Source organism: Corynebacterium amycolatum (assembly GCF_016889425.1).
In the GTDB taxonomy this organism is placed as follows: Bacteria; Actinomycetota; Actinomycetes; order Mycobacteriales; family Mycobacteriaceae; genus Corynebacterium; species Corynebacterium amycolatum.
In genome coordinates this window covers 2,262,638-2,276,583 of the sequence record NZ_CP069513.1, presented here as the reverse complement: position 1 = coordinate 2,276,583, position 13,946 = coordinate 2,262,638, and the positions used below count along the sequence as shown (strand labels likewise).

Below are 13,946 nucleotides of genomic sequence, written 5' to 3'. Positions count from 1 at the left end.
GCCTACTGGCACATGCGAACCATGGCAGAACTATTGCACGAGTCACACATTTTTAATTCTTGTGGCCTATACGACGTTTTCATGTGATGCGCTGCATTGCAAGATAAGAAGCGTTGAAAAAGCTTTTAAAAATCGGTTAAGTGCGACAAATTACCTGGGAAAAGGGGTATTTGGGCAGAAGGGGAGTAGTTTTTGCAAGATACATAATTCGAACAAGCGTGCTAATGTTGTGGTGTGGTGGAAAAGCTGATCCGGGGTGCGTGGCAGAATCTTCATTGAACAAATATCTGGTGGCGAAGTCGCCGGGTGATTAGACGGTGATGACTGAGCAGGCGATGACTGAGCAAGCAGTGGGGAGGAAGTAATGGATCAAGTTGCTAAGTCAGCGGTGCCGTTGCTGCTGCACGCGGTCTGGAAAGATGATTCGGGTCTTCACCTATGGGTGGAGCGGCCAGAGGGGCACCGGATTATTGCGGACGTGGATTTGCTGGAAGTCCCGGCGCATCAGCGTCGGCTTTTTGCAGTGCTGGACCAGGGGAGTCGAGCGCAACTGACGCTAAAACTGCGCACACCGAAGGGGCGGGCAGTAGAGAAAGCGGTACCCACATGGGTGTTCCCGCCATGGGCTGCGGTGACAGCACTGGTGCAATTGCAGGAGGAAGTTGCCTCGGCGGCGATGGCACCGGATCTTCGGTTCTTTGTGGATGTTGTACAGGGATTGGATGCTTTCGCACGCTCTGGGCGGGCATTGGTGGCGCTGACATGGGAAGACAATGAGTGGTGGCCGACGTGGCGGATGTCGGAGGGGCTGAGTGAGATTGCTTGGCAGAGTCAGGTCATTTCCCGTACACCACCGGTGTTGATTGATAACGGAGGTGCCACGGTGGCTGAGGACTTCATCAATCGGATGTTTCATTGGGTCACCAACGCGCTCCTGGCCGATTTGGATGAACCGGCAGAACAGCGTCAGAGTTTCGTGCGGTCGTTGTTGCAGTCTCAGTCCCTGGGGCGTGCGACGCCGGGGGTGGCGCAGTCACTGGCAAAGTGGAGACTGTCGGCCGATGGTGAGGATGTTCGTCTGCAGCTAATGGTGCAGGAACCTGTTGGTTTTGAAGGCCAGCTGGAAGACTTGCCGGATGTGGATCTTCCGCAGCTGTTGGAGTTGCAGGATCGAGCGGATGAAGAAGGGGGCTCAGTAACTCGCTTCAATCCTCGTTCAGCTGCGGTGGAACATGAGACTCTATGGCCATTGCGGATGTACTACCGCATCGGCGTCGCAGCTCCGGAGCACCTGAATCCAGAAATGTGTCGCCGGTCCGTGCTGTCGCTGCTTCGCCCGCAGCTATTGGCTGCACAGGAGGCATTCCCAACGCTCAAATATGCGAAGGCAGCGGGCCACCCGGGCTTGGATCTGCTGCTGACCTCAGAGCAGCTGATAGAGCTTATGACTGATGGCATCTCGCAGCTGGCAAAGGTTGATATCGATGTGATGCTGCCGCCGAACTGGAAGTCAGTGGAGACCACCCTGCAGTTGCACACTGAAGTCATCCAGTTAGATCCGACGGGGCCTGCTGGGCGCCGTTCGGAACCGAAACTCGGATTTGACCAACTGGTTGATTACGAGTGGAAGCTGGCCGTGGGGGATGCCGTACTGACGGAAGCGGAAATGCGTGAGCTCGCTGCATCGAGTACGGGGCTAGTGCATCTGCGAGACCATTGGGTGCACGCGAACCCAGAGGTAGCTAGGGAAGCCCTGAAGTTTTTGGTGGAGCAGACCAAGGCCGGGGAGGAAACCGGTAAGGGGCAAGCCACCCTGAAAGAGCTGGTCTTCGACGGTGGCTTAGAGTCGCAAGCTCCAGCAGCAGTGCCAGTCGCCCCCAGGGATCCCTCTTGGCTCAAGGCGTTGGTGTCGAAGTACTCAGACGGTTCCACGGTCCTCGCAGAGTCCGTCGAGGTGCCACCGAGTTTTGTCGGTGAGCTGCGGGAGTATCAACAGCGCGGTGTGGAGTGGCTGACGGATATGTCCAACCGCGGCTTTGGTGTCATTCTCGCTGATGACATGGGGCTCGGTAAGACTGTGCAAATTCTGGCGCTGTTGGAGTATGAGCGCTGCCGTCGGAAAGCAGATGCTACGGCTCAAGAGCACAGGACTTCGCTTCTGGTGGTTCCGACAGGTGTGTTGCGCAATTGGGCAGCAGAAGCGGCTAAGTTCACTCCAGAGCTTAAGGTTGGGCTGCTGCATGGTTCAAACCGCCCTCATGGTGGAGAACTACAAGAATTTATCGGAAAACACGATGTTGTTGTGACGACCTATGGTGTTGCTACCCGCGATGTGAACGAACTCGCCCAAGTGCAGTGGGATCATGTGATTGCTGACGAAGCACAGGCAATTAAGAACCCCAACGCACAGGTATCCAGAGCGCTGCGGAGCCTGGGCTCGCGACACAACATCGCCATGACTGGTACTCCGGTGGAAAATGACTTGGGCGAACTGCGCACCATCATGGATTTCTGTAATCCAGGCATGCTGGGCTCGGCGAATGCATTTCGCAACAAGTTTGCGATTCCCATCGAGCGTGATGGGAATGCGGAAATGCTACTGCAATTGCAGTCGATTACAGCACCTTTTATCCTGCGCCGACTCAAGTCGGATCCAGCTATCGCGCCGGACCTGCCCAAGAAGAATGAGCAGGTGGAGATGGTTCCTCTCACGACGGAGCAGGCTTTCTTGTATCAGGAGGCCGTGAAGGATATCGAGGACAAGCTTAAGCGCTCGAAGCGGAATCGTTCTGGCAGCTTCGGGCGAAAGAGCATCATCCTCGGCGGCATCATGAAGTTGAAGCAGATTTGCAACCACCCAGCGCACTACCAGCACGACGGCTCGGGGCTGCTTAATCATGGGCAGCATCGCTCGGGCAAGGTCGCACGGTTGGAAGAGCTCGTCGATGAGATTGTGCAAAACGGTGAACGCGCGCTTGTGTTCACGCAGTTCGTGGAGTTTGGCAAGATGCTTGCCCCTCATTTCAGCAAGCGCTTGGGCGTGGACATTCCGTTTATTCAAGGGGCAATGACCCCAGCACAGCGCGAGAAAGTAGTGGCAGAGTTTAATGCCCCGGACGGTCCGCCAATCATTTTGCTGTCGACTCTCGCGGCAGGTGTCGGCATCAACCTAGTTGCCGCCAACCACGTCATTCACATTGACAGGTGGTGGAATCCAGCGGTTGAAAACCAGGCCACGGACCGTTCCTACCGCATCGGTCAGCGTAAAGACGTCCATGTGCACAAGCTGGTCAGTGTTGGAACGCTTGAAGAACGCATCGACGAGCTGATTTTTGAAAAAGCAGAATTGGCGGATGCAGTTGTGCGCGCTGGTGAAACCAAGCTGACGGAGATGGACTTTCACCGTTTGCGGTCACTGTGGCAATTGGACAAGGACAAGATTCAGTCACTGCGTGAATCGATGGACGCAGCGGAGTCAAAGTCCGGTGGGACGGTGACCGATGGGGTGAACCCGGAGGCCACGGCATTGGATTCCGCAACCTCGGATGACGATTCGATTCCCAACAATGTGACACCGTTTAGAGTCCAGAAGAGGTGGTACTAATGGCCGGTGACGGAGACGTGACATGGGGCGACAATGTCATCTTTGCCGAGTTTGGCAAGGGCCCCTCTGGAAAGCGCGGTCGTAAAAGGACTACGGCGCGAAGCGCACCAGCAACCAGCTCGACGATTGAAAAGCTCCTGGCCACCCAGGACTGGGCTGGTGCATTTACCGGGCAGCAGCGACGTGGAACCTCAGCGCGTGTGGCGGTCGAGCCACGTACTACTTTTGCCCGGTGGGTGTGGGAGTTCATCATCCGTGGTGCCGATTCGGGTCGTATTCACAGAGGCGAGAAGTACAGGTTCGACGGCAATGTGCTCGGGCTTCGAATCGCGGATGGTTACATCATCGGGGAAGTGCAGGGCAGCCAGCCGGAACCATTCTCAGTCTTTATTCGGTTCCCACGGCGGGAGCAGAAACAAACTGACGACGTACTGCGGTGGTTGGTGAACAATCCGTCGGCTTTTACGGAGTTTGAGCACGGCGAGTTGCCGTATGAGCAGATGGAAATGCTGTTGTGCGATGGTGAAGAGCACATTTATAGCGAATGCACCTGCCCGGACCCAGCACCTGTGTGTAAGCACACCGTTGCAGTCGCCGCTCAACTTGTCGCTGATATCGACCGTGATCCGCTGTCGCTAATGCAGCTGCGCGATTATCCGCAGCGCGAATTGCAACGCCGGCTTCAGGAACTAACACAGCTGCGAAACCGGACTGCGCCAAAGCGCCTCGGGCTTGGCGGCGAGGTTCGGGAAGATCCCAATAAAACCACCCAGAAGTCGGGTGACGCTGGTGGAAATGATGGCGGTGACAACGAGCAGAAAAAGGTTGCCGAGCTTTTCGCGGTCGAAGCCGACTACTGGGGCAATGATTTGGAACGAGTCAGTGTTCCTTCGCTCGAGGTTATTGACCCGCTAACAGTTACCGACCGTAGTTTGCTGCATGAAGCATTGCAGCCAACCTGCGTAGTTTCGAGAGAGACCATTCGTGCAGTCGCCGATTTGGAAGATTGTTGGCAACATCTGCAGGAATCGCTGAGCCTGGAACAAAAGGAGCGCTAGTCATGAAATTCATTCACACCTCAGATTGGCAACTGGGAATGACTCGGTGGTTCCTAGAGCTCGATGGCGGTGAAGCCCAAGCTAGGTTCCACGAAAGTCGCCTCAACGCCATCGACCGCATCGGTGAGTTGGCGACCAGCGAAGGCGCTGAGTTCATCGTCGTCGCTGGAGACGTGTTCGATTCCAATACGTTGCCGGACAAGGTGTTCTTGCGGGCTCTTGAGCGAATCGCCAAGCTACCCGTGCCGGTGTATCTCCTGCCCGGCAACCATGATGCGCTTGATGCTTCTTCCATTTATCGACGTAGCGCTTTCGAATCTTTGGAAGACCGAGGAGTTTACGTAATTCGCGACAGCGAGCCCATTTCCATCCGTGACGGGGTGGAACTCATCGGTGTGCCAGTACACGGCAAGTATTCGGCAGACGACATCGTGGCGGAAATAGCCACGGAGCTTGAGCCGGCCGATGGAATCCGAGTGATGGTCGCACACGGCCAAGTAGAAGGCTTTGGTGCTGATGCGGGAGCCACCATTGATTTGACCAGCTTGGAACAGGCTATTGACCGTGGGGCGTTGCACTATGTGGCGCTGGGGGATTCCCACTCCACGAGCCAACTTGACCATGCTGGCAGAGTTTATTTCTCCGGCGCGCACGAAACCACAGCGTATGACGACAAAGAACGGGATTCCGGCAATGCGCTAGTCGTCGACATTGCAGAGGACGACCCCGAAAAGGGCTCAGTTACCGTGGCCTCCCACCGAGTGGGGCAGTGGGCTTTTCATGCCATCGACATGGATATCACTGGCGCGGAAGACCTCGATGAGTTCTTTGCTGAACTGGACGGTATCGAGGCGAAGACAGACACAGCGGTGAAGTATTCATTGCGAGGAACCGTGACACTGTCAGAGTCGACTACCTTTGAAAACCGACTTGAGCAGTACCAACAGCTTTTCGCTGCACTTTATCGCCGGGAAAGTGGCTCCGATTTAACGGTGGTTCCGTCCGAAGGAGATATCTCTAATCTCAATCTCACCGGTTATCCGCTCATAGCTGCAGAAAAACTAACGGTCTTGAGTAAAGGGCGAACCGAGAGCGGTAGCCCCCTATCAGAATCTGAAACCACCGCAGCAGCTGATGCGCTTCGCTTGCTGGCCCGCCTAGCCGGAGAGAAGGAATAAATCATGCGTTTTCACGACATCGAATTACACAATGTACGTGCGATTGATTCACTCTCAATCACAGGGCTCGCCGAGCGCGGCGTGGTAGTGATTTCCGGTGAAAATGAGTCGGGTAAGACGACAATCGCCAAAGCTATTCACGTTGCACTGACGACAAAATGGAAGTCCAGGTCAAGCGAAGCGCTTAGTCTGAACAGTCACTCCAGCCAGGAAAAGCCGCAGGTTAAGCTCCGGCTGGAGCTTGACGGCTACGAATTTACGCTGGACAAGATCTTTGGTGGCACCAAGGACACCGGCACAATCGTCACCGTCCACTCTCCGACAGCCGAGGTTCTCAAAGATGACCAGGCGGAGGAGTGGCTGGCCGCCCGAATGCACAATGCAGATACCAAGAACCTGTGGCAGGTTTTCGTTGCTGAACAGGGGCAAGCACAAAAGACCCTCTCCTTGGGCGGTTATGTACAAGTCACTAGCGCATTGCAGTCGGCATCGGGGCAGCGCGCGGAAACCGCAGAAGAGGTAGGCCTTTTTGAAGCCGTTGAAGCCGAATACGGCAACTATTTCCAAAAAAATGGCAAAGAGCGCAAGCAGCTTACCGACGTAGACAAGGAGCTGGCGGAAGCCCAGCAGGTGCGCGACGAAGCGGCGAAAAAGGTCCGGGAATTCGAAGCGCTCAATGAGGAAGCTGCTCGTAATGAAGAAAGCCAGCAAACGCAGCGGGCATCGTTGCCAGAAGCCCAAAACGAAGTCGAGCACTGGGGCCAGGCACTAGAAGAACTCGAAAAGTTCAGGGTTGCCGTCTCCCAGGCACAGGAGGTCTCTGCAGCGGCGAAGCAGCAGCTGGACTTAGCTAAACAGGCTCAGCAAGAGCGCGAAGCTTTCATTCAGCAGGCACAAGAAGCCAAGGATCAGCATTCTGCCGCAGAGAAGAAAGTTGCTGAATTTAAGGAAGCGTTCGATAAGGAGGTCGCAGCTTTAAAGAAGGCGCAGGAAGATCGCGATGCGGTTGTAAACACGTACCGCGAAGCTCGAAAGGCAGAAGAACTGGCCGCAGCTGAAGTTGCATTGGGAGAGAAGCGCGGTTTGGTTGAAGCTCTGTCGAAGCGAGTGAAGAAACTCGATGCGCTCCGCGCGCAATTGGCAGAGCACAAGGAGATAATTACTCGGAATTCCGTTACCGAAGAGGTAATGGAAAAACTGTTGACCTGCGAACGCGAAGTTGCAACAGCCGCCGCTGTGCTGGAGGCATCGAGCCCGAGTGTGCAGCTCTCGGCTAGTAGTGCGCAGGAGGTCACGGTCGACGGCGAGAAAGTGGGGCTAGCTCCGGAGGCTGAGACAGTTCAACGCGCGGTTACTAAGCCATTGGCCATCGAAGTCGGCGACGTCACGGTTGCTATACAGCCCGGAGACGGCTCAGATTCGCAGCAGCGCAAGCTAGAAAAAGCAGAGACATCGCTCAAAGAACAGCTTGAGGTTGCAGGCGCTGATTCCGTCGCGGAAGCACAAAAGGCATACACACGACGTCGGGAAGCGGAAAAAGCAAAATTCCAGGTGGAGACATCCATAACTGCGGTGTCCGACGGTGTGGAGTATCACCAGCTCACAGCAGAGTTGGATGATGCGAAGGAAGAAGCACGAGTACACGGCGAGCGGTATCAGGAACTTGCGGGCGAGGATGCGCCGACGGAGATTGACTTGGTATCGGCAAAGTCCCGGCTGGAAGAAGCTGCAGTGGGGCGTAGGGATGCCGAGTCGGAGCGCGACAGTGCTGATATGCGCTTATCGAAGCTGGAGAAGCGTCCTGCACACGCCAACTATACGAAGGCCAGCAGCGAGCTTGAAGGGGCTCGGTCCGTTCTGAAGGTCCGCGAAGATTCGCTCACGGCGACGCGAGAAAAAGCCTCGGACGCCGAGATCTTTGCTGCGGTGGAAAACCGAGGCAAGGACTATGAGGCGGCAGAAGAGCAACTGGCTGCGGCTCAGAAGAAGCTGGCGCAGCGGGATGCCGACGACGTGGAAGCATCGCTCGCGGGCGCTAAGCAGCGACGGGATGCAGTTGAGAATCGCCTGGCTGAGCTGGAAAAGCGTCGGCAAGAGATTCGGGTGCACTTGGACTATTTCGACAGCGCGAATGAGAAACTGGCAGCAGCTGAGGGAGTAGTGGAGCGAACACAGCGAGATCGGAATTCAATGCGTCGACGTGCAGCTGCCGCCAAGACTCTCATGGAGGTAATGACACAGGCACGTGTGGCATCGCGGAATGCGCTGGCTGACCCCTTGCTGCGCAAGCTCGAAGAGTACGGTGGCGGTGTGTTCGGTGCGGGAACTCAGTTCACGATGAATGAGGACTTGCAGATTGAGTCACGGTCCAATGCCGATGGCAAGTTCGATGTCGATGAGCTATCTGGTGGAGCGCAGGAGCAGCTGGACATTCTGCTGCGCTTGGCCGTTGCCGGTGTCATGGAGGGCGGGCAAGGCGCTCCGGTGATTATTGATGATGCATTAGGTTATTCAGACGAACACCGTTTGCGGCGGATGAATAATGCTCTTGCCAAAGCGGGGCGCGATATGCAGGTATTAGTCCTGACGTGCGATGAAGCCCGCTTTGATCGTGTGACAGGAGCGGAGTTTATGAAAATTCAGGATTTGGTTTCAAGATAGTAGGCTCTGTACATATGCAAGATATTCCGTGGTTAAGTGATGAAGAGCAGCGGTTATGGCGCTCAATTCTGAACGCTAAACGGGCCGTTGACAGGTCAATCGACCTTCAGCTGCAAGATTCTCTCGATATTTCCACTGCAGATTTTTCGGTTCTGGTTGTTCTCTCCGAGGCTGAAGACAATGTAGTGCGCATGCGCACCCTGTGTGAATCCCTGGAGTGGGACCGCAGCCGAATGTCACACCAAATTACTCGTATGGAGCGACGCGGGCTAGTAACTAAGGAACGCTGCGCCTGCGATAACCGTGGTATCGATGTCACGCTTACTGAACACGGTCGAACTGTGATTGAGAAAGCGGCGCCGAACCATGTGAAGCTTGTGCGCCATGTTTTGTTTGATGTGCTCGGTGAAAATATCGACTATCAGGGGATTTCCGCTGTGCTCGATAAGATTGCAGAGACCGCCAATGCTACGGTCACCGATTCAGTCGACGGACAAGCAGAGTAGCCAAAAGTTTTTGTGAGTGTTTTCTCATTTGTCTCCGCTACGAGGCTCTCACCATTAGCCTAGAGCAGTATGAACTCATTTGAATGGCTGAGTGATGATGAACAGCTCTTTTGGCAGTCGATGGTAGCTGCTTTTCGCGAGGTAGAGCGCAATATCGAGCGGAGCCTACGCACTCGAACCGGGCTGACGTTCGCGGACTTTACCCTGCTCATCGCTCTGCATGAGGTAGAGGAGGGGATTCTGCATGTTGACAAGATTTGTGATCGACTGAAGTGGAACCATCCCCGCGCGCTGCTACATACCAACAGGTTGGAAAAGCGCGGATTTATTCACACCGAAGACCACGGCGAAGACCCGGATTCGGATTATGTCGTCGTCTTAACAGGCGTTGGTCGGCACGTGTTTGCCGAGGCGGCGCCGGATTATGTAGACACTGTTCGCCAGGAAGTTATTTCACCACTTGCTGATGAAGACCGCGAAGTGATGCTGAGGTGCTTCCAGTCGGTTCTCGAAAGGAAATAAGACTTCCAAGTCCTGCTAGTAAAACAATCACTAGCAGGGCGCTTTTTTCTCTACGTTTCAAGTTGTAAAGTAAGGCGTGCCTAAAGCAAAGGGGTGAGTGCTCACTTCTCTTTGTGCACCCTAAGTACCAAAAACTACGCAGAAATAAACAAGGCAGAAACTGAAACGCATGAGAGTCAATATTTTCGCCAAGGCTAAAACCGCGCCAAAGACCAAAACTCTGGCCGCAATCGGGTGTGCAGCGCTGAGCTTCGTCGCTACAGCATGCGGTGCGGACGCAGAGTCGAACGAGGCTGCCGACAACAAAGGAGAACTCACTGTCACTGATGTCGCAGGTCGCACTGTGACCTTCGACAAGCAGCCAGAACGAGTCGTGCTCGGTGAAGGCCGCGCCATGTTTGTCACCGCGATGCTTGACCACGAAAACCCGGGTGACCACGTTGTCGCCATGGGCAGCGATTTGCATTCGGGCGCGCCGTCGTTTGAAACCAAGCTTTTCGAGACGAACCCCGAGCTGAAAGACATGCCGACCATCGGCAATATCGCCAAGGGCGATGTCACAGTTGAAAACCTCATCTCCCACGACCCAGACGTGGTCGTCATGACCCTTGACCACAAGAAGGCCGCGGAGCAGTCCGGTTTCCTCACCAAGCTCGATCAGGCAGGTCTGAAGTACGTATTCACCGACTTCCGGCAAAAGCCCCTGGAGAATACCGCCAAGTCCGTCGAGCTCCTCGGCCAGATCGTCGATGAGCAGGACAATGCCAAGAAGTTCACCGACTTCTACACAAAGCGCGTCAACGAGATCACCGAACGTGCCGCCAAGCTCGAAGACAAGCCAAAGACCTTCGTCTGGCGAGCAGCCGGTCTCAAGGATTGCTGCTCGACCGTCAACAAGTCCAACCTCGGTGACCTTGTCACAGCAGCCGGCGGTGAGAACCTCGGAGACAGCCTCCTCGACACCGAATCGGGCGACGTGACCGCAGAGAAGGTCCTGTCCGTCCAGCCGGAGAAGATCATCGCCACCGGTGGTTCTTGGGCGCTCGATCCGAAGAAGCCGGAAGTGCTGCCACACGTCGAACTCGGCTACACCGCCACCCCAGAGACCGCACAGCGCACTCTGGAAGGCCTGCTGAAGACTCCGGGTTTTGACACCCTGACCGCGCCGAAGAAGGGTGATCTGTACGCCGCCTTCCACCAGTTCTACGACTCGCCGTACAACGTCTTCGCGCTCGAGCAATTCGCCAAGTGGATTCACCCAGAGGAGTTCGCTGACCTCGACCCGGTCGCTGACTTCGCCAAGTTCCACAAGGACTACCTGCCCTTCGAACTCAGCGGCACCTTCTTCACCGCGCTGGAGCCGACCAAGTAACCCATCTTCCACCATCGAAGAAGGAATCCGATGACTTACACCAATCTGCACGCTCCCGCGTCAGGGCTTGACGACGAACCCCGCGAGTCCACCTCCACCAACGGCAGTGGAGGTCAAGAGTCGCAGCCCGCCACCGAACAGCACGAGTGTCCGTCGTCAAGCACGACCTACGACTCTGCGCGACAGTACCGACGACGCTCGGCACGGAAAATCGCCATCATTGCGGTGCTGGTGGGGCTGGCCGTGTGCGCGTTTGTGGTGGCGACGATTGTGGGGCCGATGGCACTGAGCGTGGGGGACGTCGTCCGTGGCATCGTGAGCCCGAATGATGTGGACGAAACCACTCGTACGGTGCTGTGGAAGCTGCGTCTGCCTGCATCGGTGATGGCAGTGCTGATTGGTGCAGCGCTGTCGCTTGCCGGTGCACAGATGCAGACAATCCTCGATAACCCTCTGGCGGAGCCGTTTACGCTCGGTATCTCGGCTGCAGCGGCGTTCGGTGGGGCGGCATCGATTGTGCTGGGCTGGGTGATTATTCCGCATGCGCAGTTCAACCTGGCGGCCGTGGCCTGGGTATCATCCGTCGTCGCTGTGGCGATTGTGGCGGCGGCGTCGGTATGGCGCGGCTCGGGTAAGGAATCGATGATTCTGCTCGGCATTGGTCTGGTGTTTCTATTCCAAGCGCTGTTGGCGCTGTTGCAATACCGCGCGACTACCGAGGCGCTCCAGCAGATTGTGTTCTGGACGATGGGCTCGCTACAGCGCGCGAACTGGGTGGCCAACGGTATCATTGCGGCGGCGCTGCTAATCGCTATTCCGTTCACTATCCGCTATGCGTGGGCGCTGACGGTGTTGCGGCTTGGCGATGCCCGAGCAAAAGCCGTGGGCATCAATGTGGATAGGCTGCGCATTGCGACGCTGATTGTAGCCTCGCTGCTGGCAGCAACCGCAGTGGCCTTCGCCGGCATCATCGGCTTCATCGGACTGGTCGGCCCACACATTGCACGCATGCTGGTCGGTGAAGAACAGCGCTTCTTTGCCCCGGCATCGATGGCGGCGGGCGCGGCGCTGCTTGCGGCAGCTCATGCGGTATCCATCACGGTGGTGCCGGGTGTGGCAGTGCCGATTGGCATCATTACCGCAATCGTCGGTGTCCCATTCTTTGTCGGCTTGGTTTTTCTGCGTAAGAGGACGGTGTGGAACTAATGGGCGTATTTCTCGATGTCAATGACGTAGCTGCAGGCTATGGCAAGCGAAAGGTGCTGCGCGGGGCGTCAATACGCACGCTGAAGCCAGGTACGGTGACGGGTTTGCTCGGGCCAAACGCTGCGGGCAAGTCCACACTGATGACCACGCTGGCGGGGATTCGAAAGCCCATGTCCGGGGAGATTGTTCTGACCCGTGACAATGAACGGGTTATCGGTTCCGAACTGCGCGAAGTCGTCGGCTACGTACCGCAGGATCTACCGGCCAGCGCCTCGCTGACCGCATTCGAATCGGTACTGGTCTCCGGGCGGCGCGCCGGGCGTCTGCGGGTGCGTGGCTCAGAGATTGAGCACACGGCGGTGGCTCTCCGAAAGGTTGGCATTGAACACCTTGCCGACAGATTCGTCGGCGAGCTCTCCGGCGGTCAGCGGCAGCTCGTCGCCGTCGCGCAGATGTTTGTCCGCGATCCCGAGATCATGCTTCTCGACGAACCCACCTCCGCCCTCGACCTGCGTCACCAGGTGGAACTCCTAAAGCTCGTCCGCGCGGAGGTCGCCTCACGGAGCTCCTTGGCACTCGTTGCAATCCACGATCTGAATCTCGCCGCCCGCTACTGCGATGAGCTTGTCATGCTTCACGACGGCCACGTGGTTGCCCAGGGGAGTCCTGTTGACGTTCTCACTCCGGACCTTTTGGCCCGCGTCTATGGAATTCGAGCCCGCGTACTCGATGACGAGGGCGTGCCCGTGGTGTGTCCTATTGAGGAAGACCAGGTTTCTGAAGCCGCGTAGTGGAGATTTGGCTGGGGCGCGGGGCATTTCGCTAATCGCCCCAGCCAAGTGGTAACATCTTTTCTCGTTGCACTTGTTGTACTTGTGCCACACGCCCCCGTAGCTCAGTGGATAGAGCGCCGGTTTCCGGTACCGAAGGTCGGAGGTTCGACTCCTCTCGGGGGCACGTTCTATCCCTCAAGTGATTAGGTTTTTCCTGGTTGCTTGAGGGATTTTTGTTTTAGCGGCCACCTAGCGGAAACGTTTAGTTACCGTTCTTCCAGCGGAACAGCCTGGCGGAGGAATTCGAGTCGCCCATGACAATTCACCTTGGTGCTACTGGCCAGCAATAATCACAATCAGCGTGCGTGGCCCATGGACACCTTCGACTCGGGCAAGCTCGATGTCCGAGGTTGCAGAAGGTCCCGAAATCATGGTGATGGGAGCGGTGGGATCACTCTCGCGTAGACGGGAAATTGCCTCCGGGATGCCGTAGACAACCGTGGAAGCCGGCACAACGCAGATGTGAATATCCGGCACCAAGGTCAGCGCGCGGCGGCCAGAAGTGGCCGAACCGTCCAGAACAATGGTGCCGGTCTCGGCGCAGGTAACAGCAGAGCTGGTGACAATCGCGTCGAGCTCGTCCAGCTCTTCGGCGGTGAAACCTGTATCGACGCGAATCTCGGCGGTGGCCTTACCCCCACCAGACTCCAACCCCGCAACCCACTCGCGGTCTAGGCCTTCGGGAATACCAATCAATGAAGCCCCGACATCAGCAATTGCCTTCTTCACAGCTTCATTGATTTCAGTTGCCGAGCTCCCACAGCGGCGCACATCGGCTTTGTAATCGGCGATGCGTTCGTCGGCAAGCGAAATGATCTCCTTGGCCGTCAGGTCGGAGGAGCGTTCGTAATCGCGGGGGATGTTGAAATGTGTACCGGGCTCGCCGGTGACGATGCCTGCGTCAGAGGCCAAGTCACGGCCTTCGAAGGCGATCTTCTGAGCATTGCGGATACGCTCGAGGATTTCGCTTTTGGCAATGTTCGCGGATGCTGAGGAATGGGACATC

Annotated in this window: 10 protein-coding genes and 1 tRNA gene; 10 read left to right on the top strand and 1 reads right to left on the bottom strand. The window is 56.5% G+C overall.

The genetic code is table 11. The annotated features are described in order from the left end of the window. Positions 1-364 precede the first annotated feature (364 nt). The 10 genes from I6J19_RS09980 (at position 365) to I6J19_RS09935 (ending at position 13,064) form a co-directional block, all read left to right on the top strand. Complete coding sequence (locus I6J19_RS09980) at positions 365-3,604, top strand: DEAD/DEAH box helicase (protein ID WP_038628419.1); 3,240 nt, start codon at positions 365-367, stop codon at positions 3,602-3,604. Next, the gene (locus I6J19_RS09975; protein WP_038628422.1) at positions 3,604-4,662 is read left to right on the top strand and encodes a hypothetical protein; all 1,059 of its coding nucleotides are present in this window, start codon (positions 3,604-3,606) and stop codon (positions 4,660-4,662) included. Before I6J19_RS09980 ends, I6J19_RS09975 begins: the two co-directional genes overlap by 1 nt. Before the next feature lie 2 nt (positions 4,663-4,664). Further along, positions 4,665-5,840 carry a metallophosphoesterase family protein gene (locus I6J19_RS09970; RefSeq protein ID WP_038628425.1) on the top strand — a complete coding sequence of 392 codons (1,176 nt, stop codon included), beginning with the start codon at positions 4,665-4,667 and terminating at the stop codon, positions 5,838-5,840. 3 nt (positions 5,841-5,843) lie between these two features. Continuing rightward, positions 5,844-8,501 carry an ATP-binding protein gene (locus tag I6J19_RS09965; protein WP_049180812.1) on the top strand — a complete coding sequence of 886 codons (2,658 nt, stop codon included), beginning with the start codon at positions 5,844-5,846 and terminating at the stop codon, positions 8,499-8,501. A gap of 14 nt (positions 8,502-8,515) precedes the next feature. Further along, complete coding sequence (locus I6J19_RS09960) at positions 8,516-9,007, top strand: MarR family winged helix-turn-helix transcriptional regulator (RefSeq protein ID WP_187402569.1); 492 nt, start codon at positions 8,516-8,518, stop codon at positions 9,005-9,007. 69 nt (positions 9,008-9,076) lie between these two features. Continuing rightward, on the top strand, positions 9,077-9,529 hold the full coding sequence (locus I6J19_RS09955) for a MarR family winged helix-turn-helix transcriptional regulator (RefSeq protein ID WP_038628433.1): 453 nt from the start codon (positions 9,077-9,079) through the stop codon (positions 9,527-9,529). Between the two features lie 169 nt (positions 9,530-9,698). Next, a complete protein-coding gene (locus tag I6J19_RS09950) occupies positions 9,699-10,901 on the top strand; it encodes an ABC transporter substrate-binding protein (protein ID WP_038628435.1) in 1,203 nt (400 codons plus the stop codon). A gap of 30 nt (positions 10,902-10,931) precedes the next feature. Further along, a complete protein-coding gene (locus I6J19_RS09945) occupies positions 10,932-12,107 on the top strand; it encodes a FecCD family ABC transporter permease (protein WP_038628438.1) in 1,176 nt (391 codons plus the stop codon). Further along, positions 12,107-12,898, top strand: coding sequence for an ABC transporter ATP-binding protein (locus I6J19_RS09940; protein WP_038628441.1), 792 nt, complete (start codon positions 12,107-12,109; stop codon positions 12,896-12,898). Before I6J19_RS09945 ends, I6J19_RS09940 begins: the two co-directional genes overlap by 1 nt. A gap of 93 nt (positions 12,899-12,991) precedes the next feature. Beyond that, positions 12,992-13,064 (top strand) — tRNA-Arg (locus I6J19_RS09935). Positions 13,065-13,213: 149 nt separating this feature from the next. On the opposite strand, the gene I6J19_RS09930 is transcribed toward I6J19_RS09935, so the two are convergent. Beyond that, positions 13,214-13,945, bottom strand: coding sequence for a LutC/YkgG family protein (locus I6J19_RS09930; protein ID WP_038628444.1), 732 nt, complete (start codon positions 13,943-13,945; stop codon positions 13,214-13,216). Between the last annotated feature and the right edge of the window lies 1 nt (position 13,946).

Excerpts from the sequence above, each read along its gene's own strand:
- I6J19_RS09955 (WP_038628433.1), top strand. The coding sequence starts at position 9,077 with ATGAACTCATTTGAATGGCTGAGTGATGATGAACAGCTCTTTTGGCAG.
- I6J19_RS09980 (WP_038628419.1), top strand. The coding sequence starts at position 365 with ATGGATCAAGTTGCTAAGTCAGCGGTGCCGTTGCTGCTGCACGCGGTC.
- I6J19_RS09965 (WP_049180812.1), top strand. The coding sequence starts at position 5,844 with ATGCGTTTTCACGACATCGAATTACACAATGTACGTGCGATTGATTCA.
- I6J19_RS09960 (WP_187402569.1), top strand. The coding sequence starts at position 8,516 with ATGCAAGATATTCCGTGGTTAAGTGATGAAGAGCAGCGGTTATGGCGC.
- I6J19_RS09975 (WP_038628422.1), top strand. The coding sequence starts at position 3,604 with ATGGCCGGTGACGGAGACGTGACATGGGGCGACAATGTCATCTTTGCC.
- I6J19_RS09970 (WP_038628425.1), top strand. The coding sequence starts at position 4,665 with ATGAAATTCATTCACACCTCAGATTGGCAACTGGGAATGACTCGGTGG.
- I6J19_RS09950 (WP_038628435.1), top strand. The coding sequence starts at position 9,699 with ATGAGAGTCAATATTTTCGCCAAGGCTAAAACCGCGCCAAAGACCAAA.
- I6J19_RS09930 (WP_038628444.1), bottom strand. The coding sequence starts at position 13,945 with ATGTCCCATTCCTCAGCATCCGCGAACATTGCCAAAAGCGAAATCCTC.
- I6J19_RS09945 (WP_038628438.1), top strand. The coding sequence starts at position 10,932 with ATGACTTACACCAATCTGCACGCTCCCGCGTCAGGGCTTGACGACGAA.
- I6J19_RS09940 (WP_038628441.1), top strand. The coding sequence starts at position 12,107 with ATGGGCGTATTTCTCGATGTCAATGACGTAGCTGCAGGCTATGGCAAG.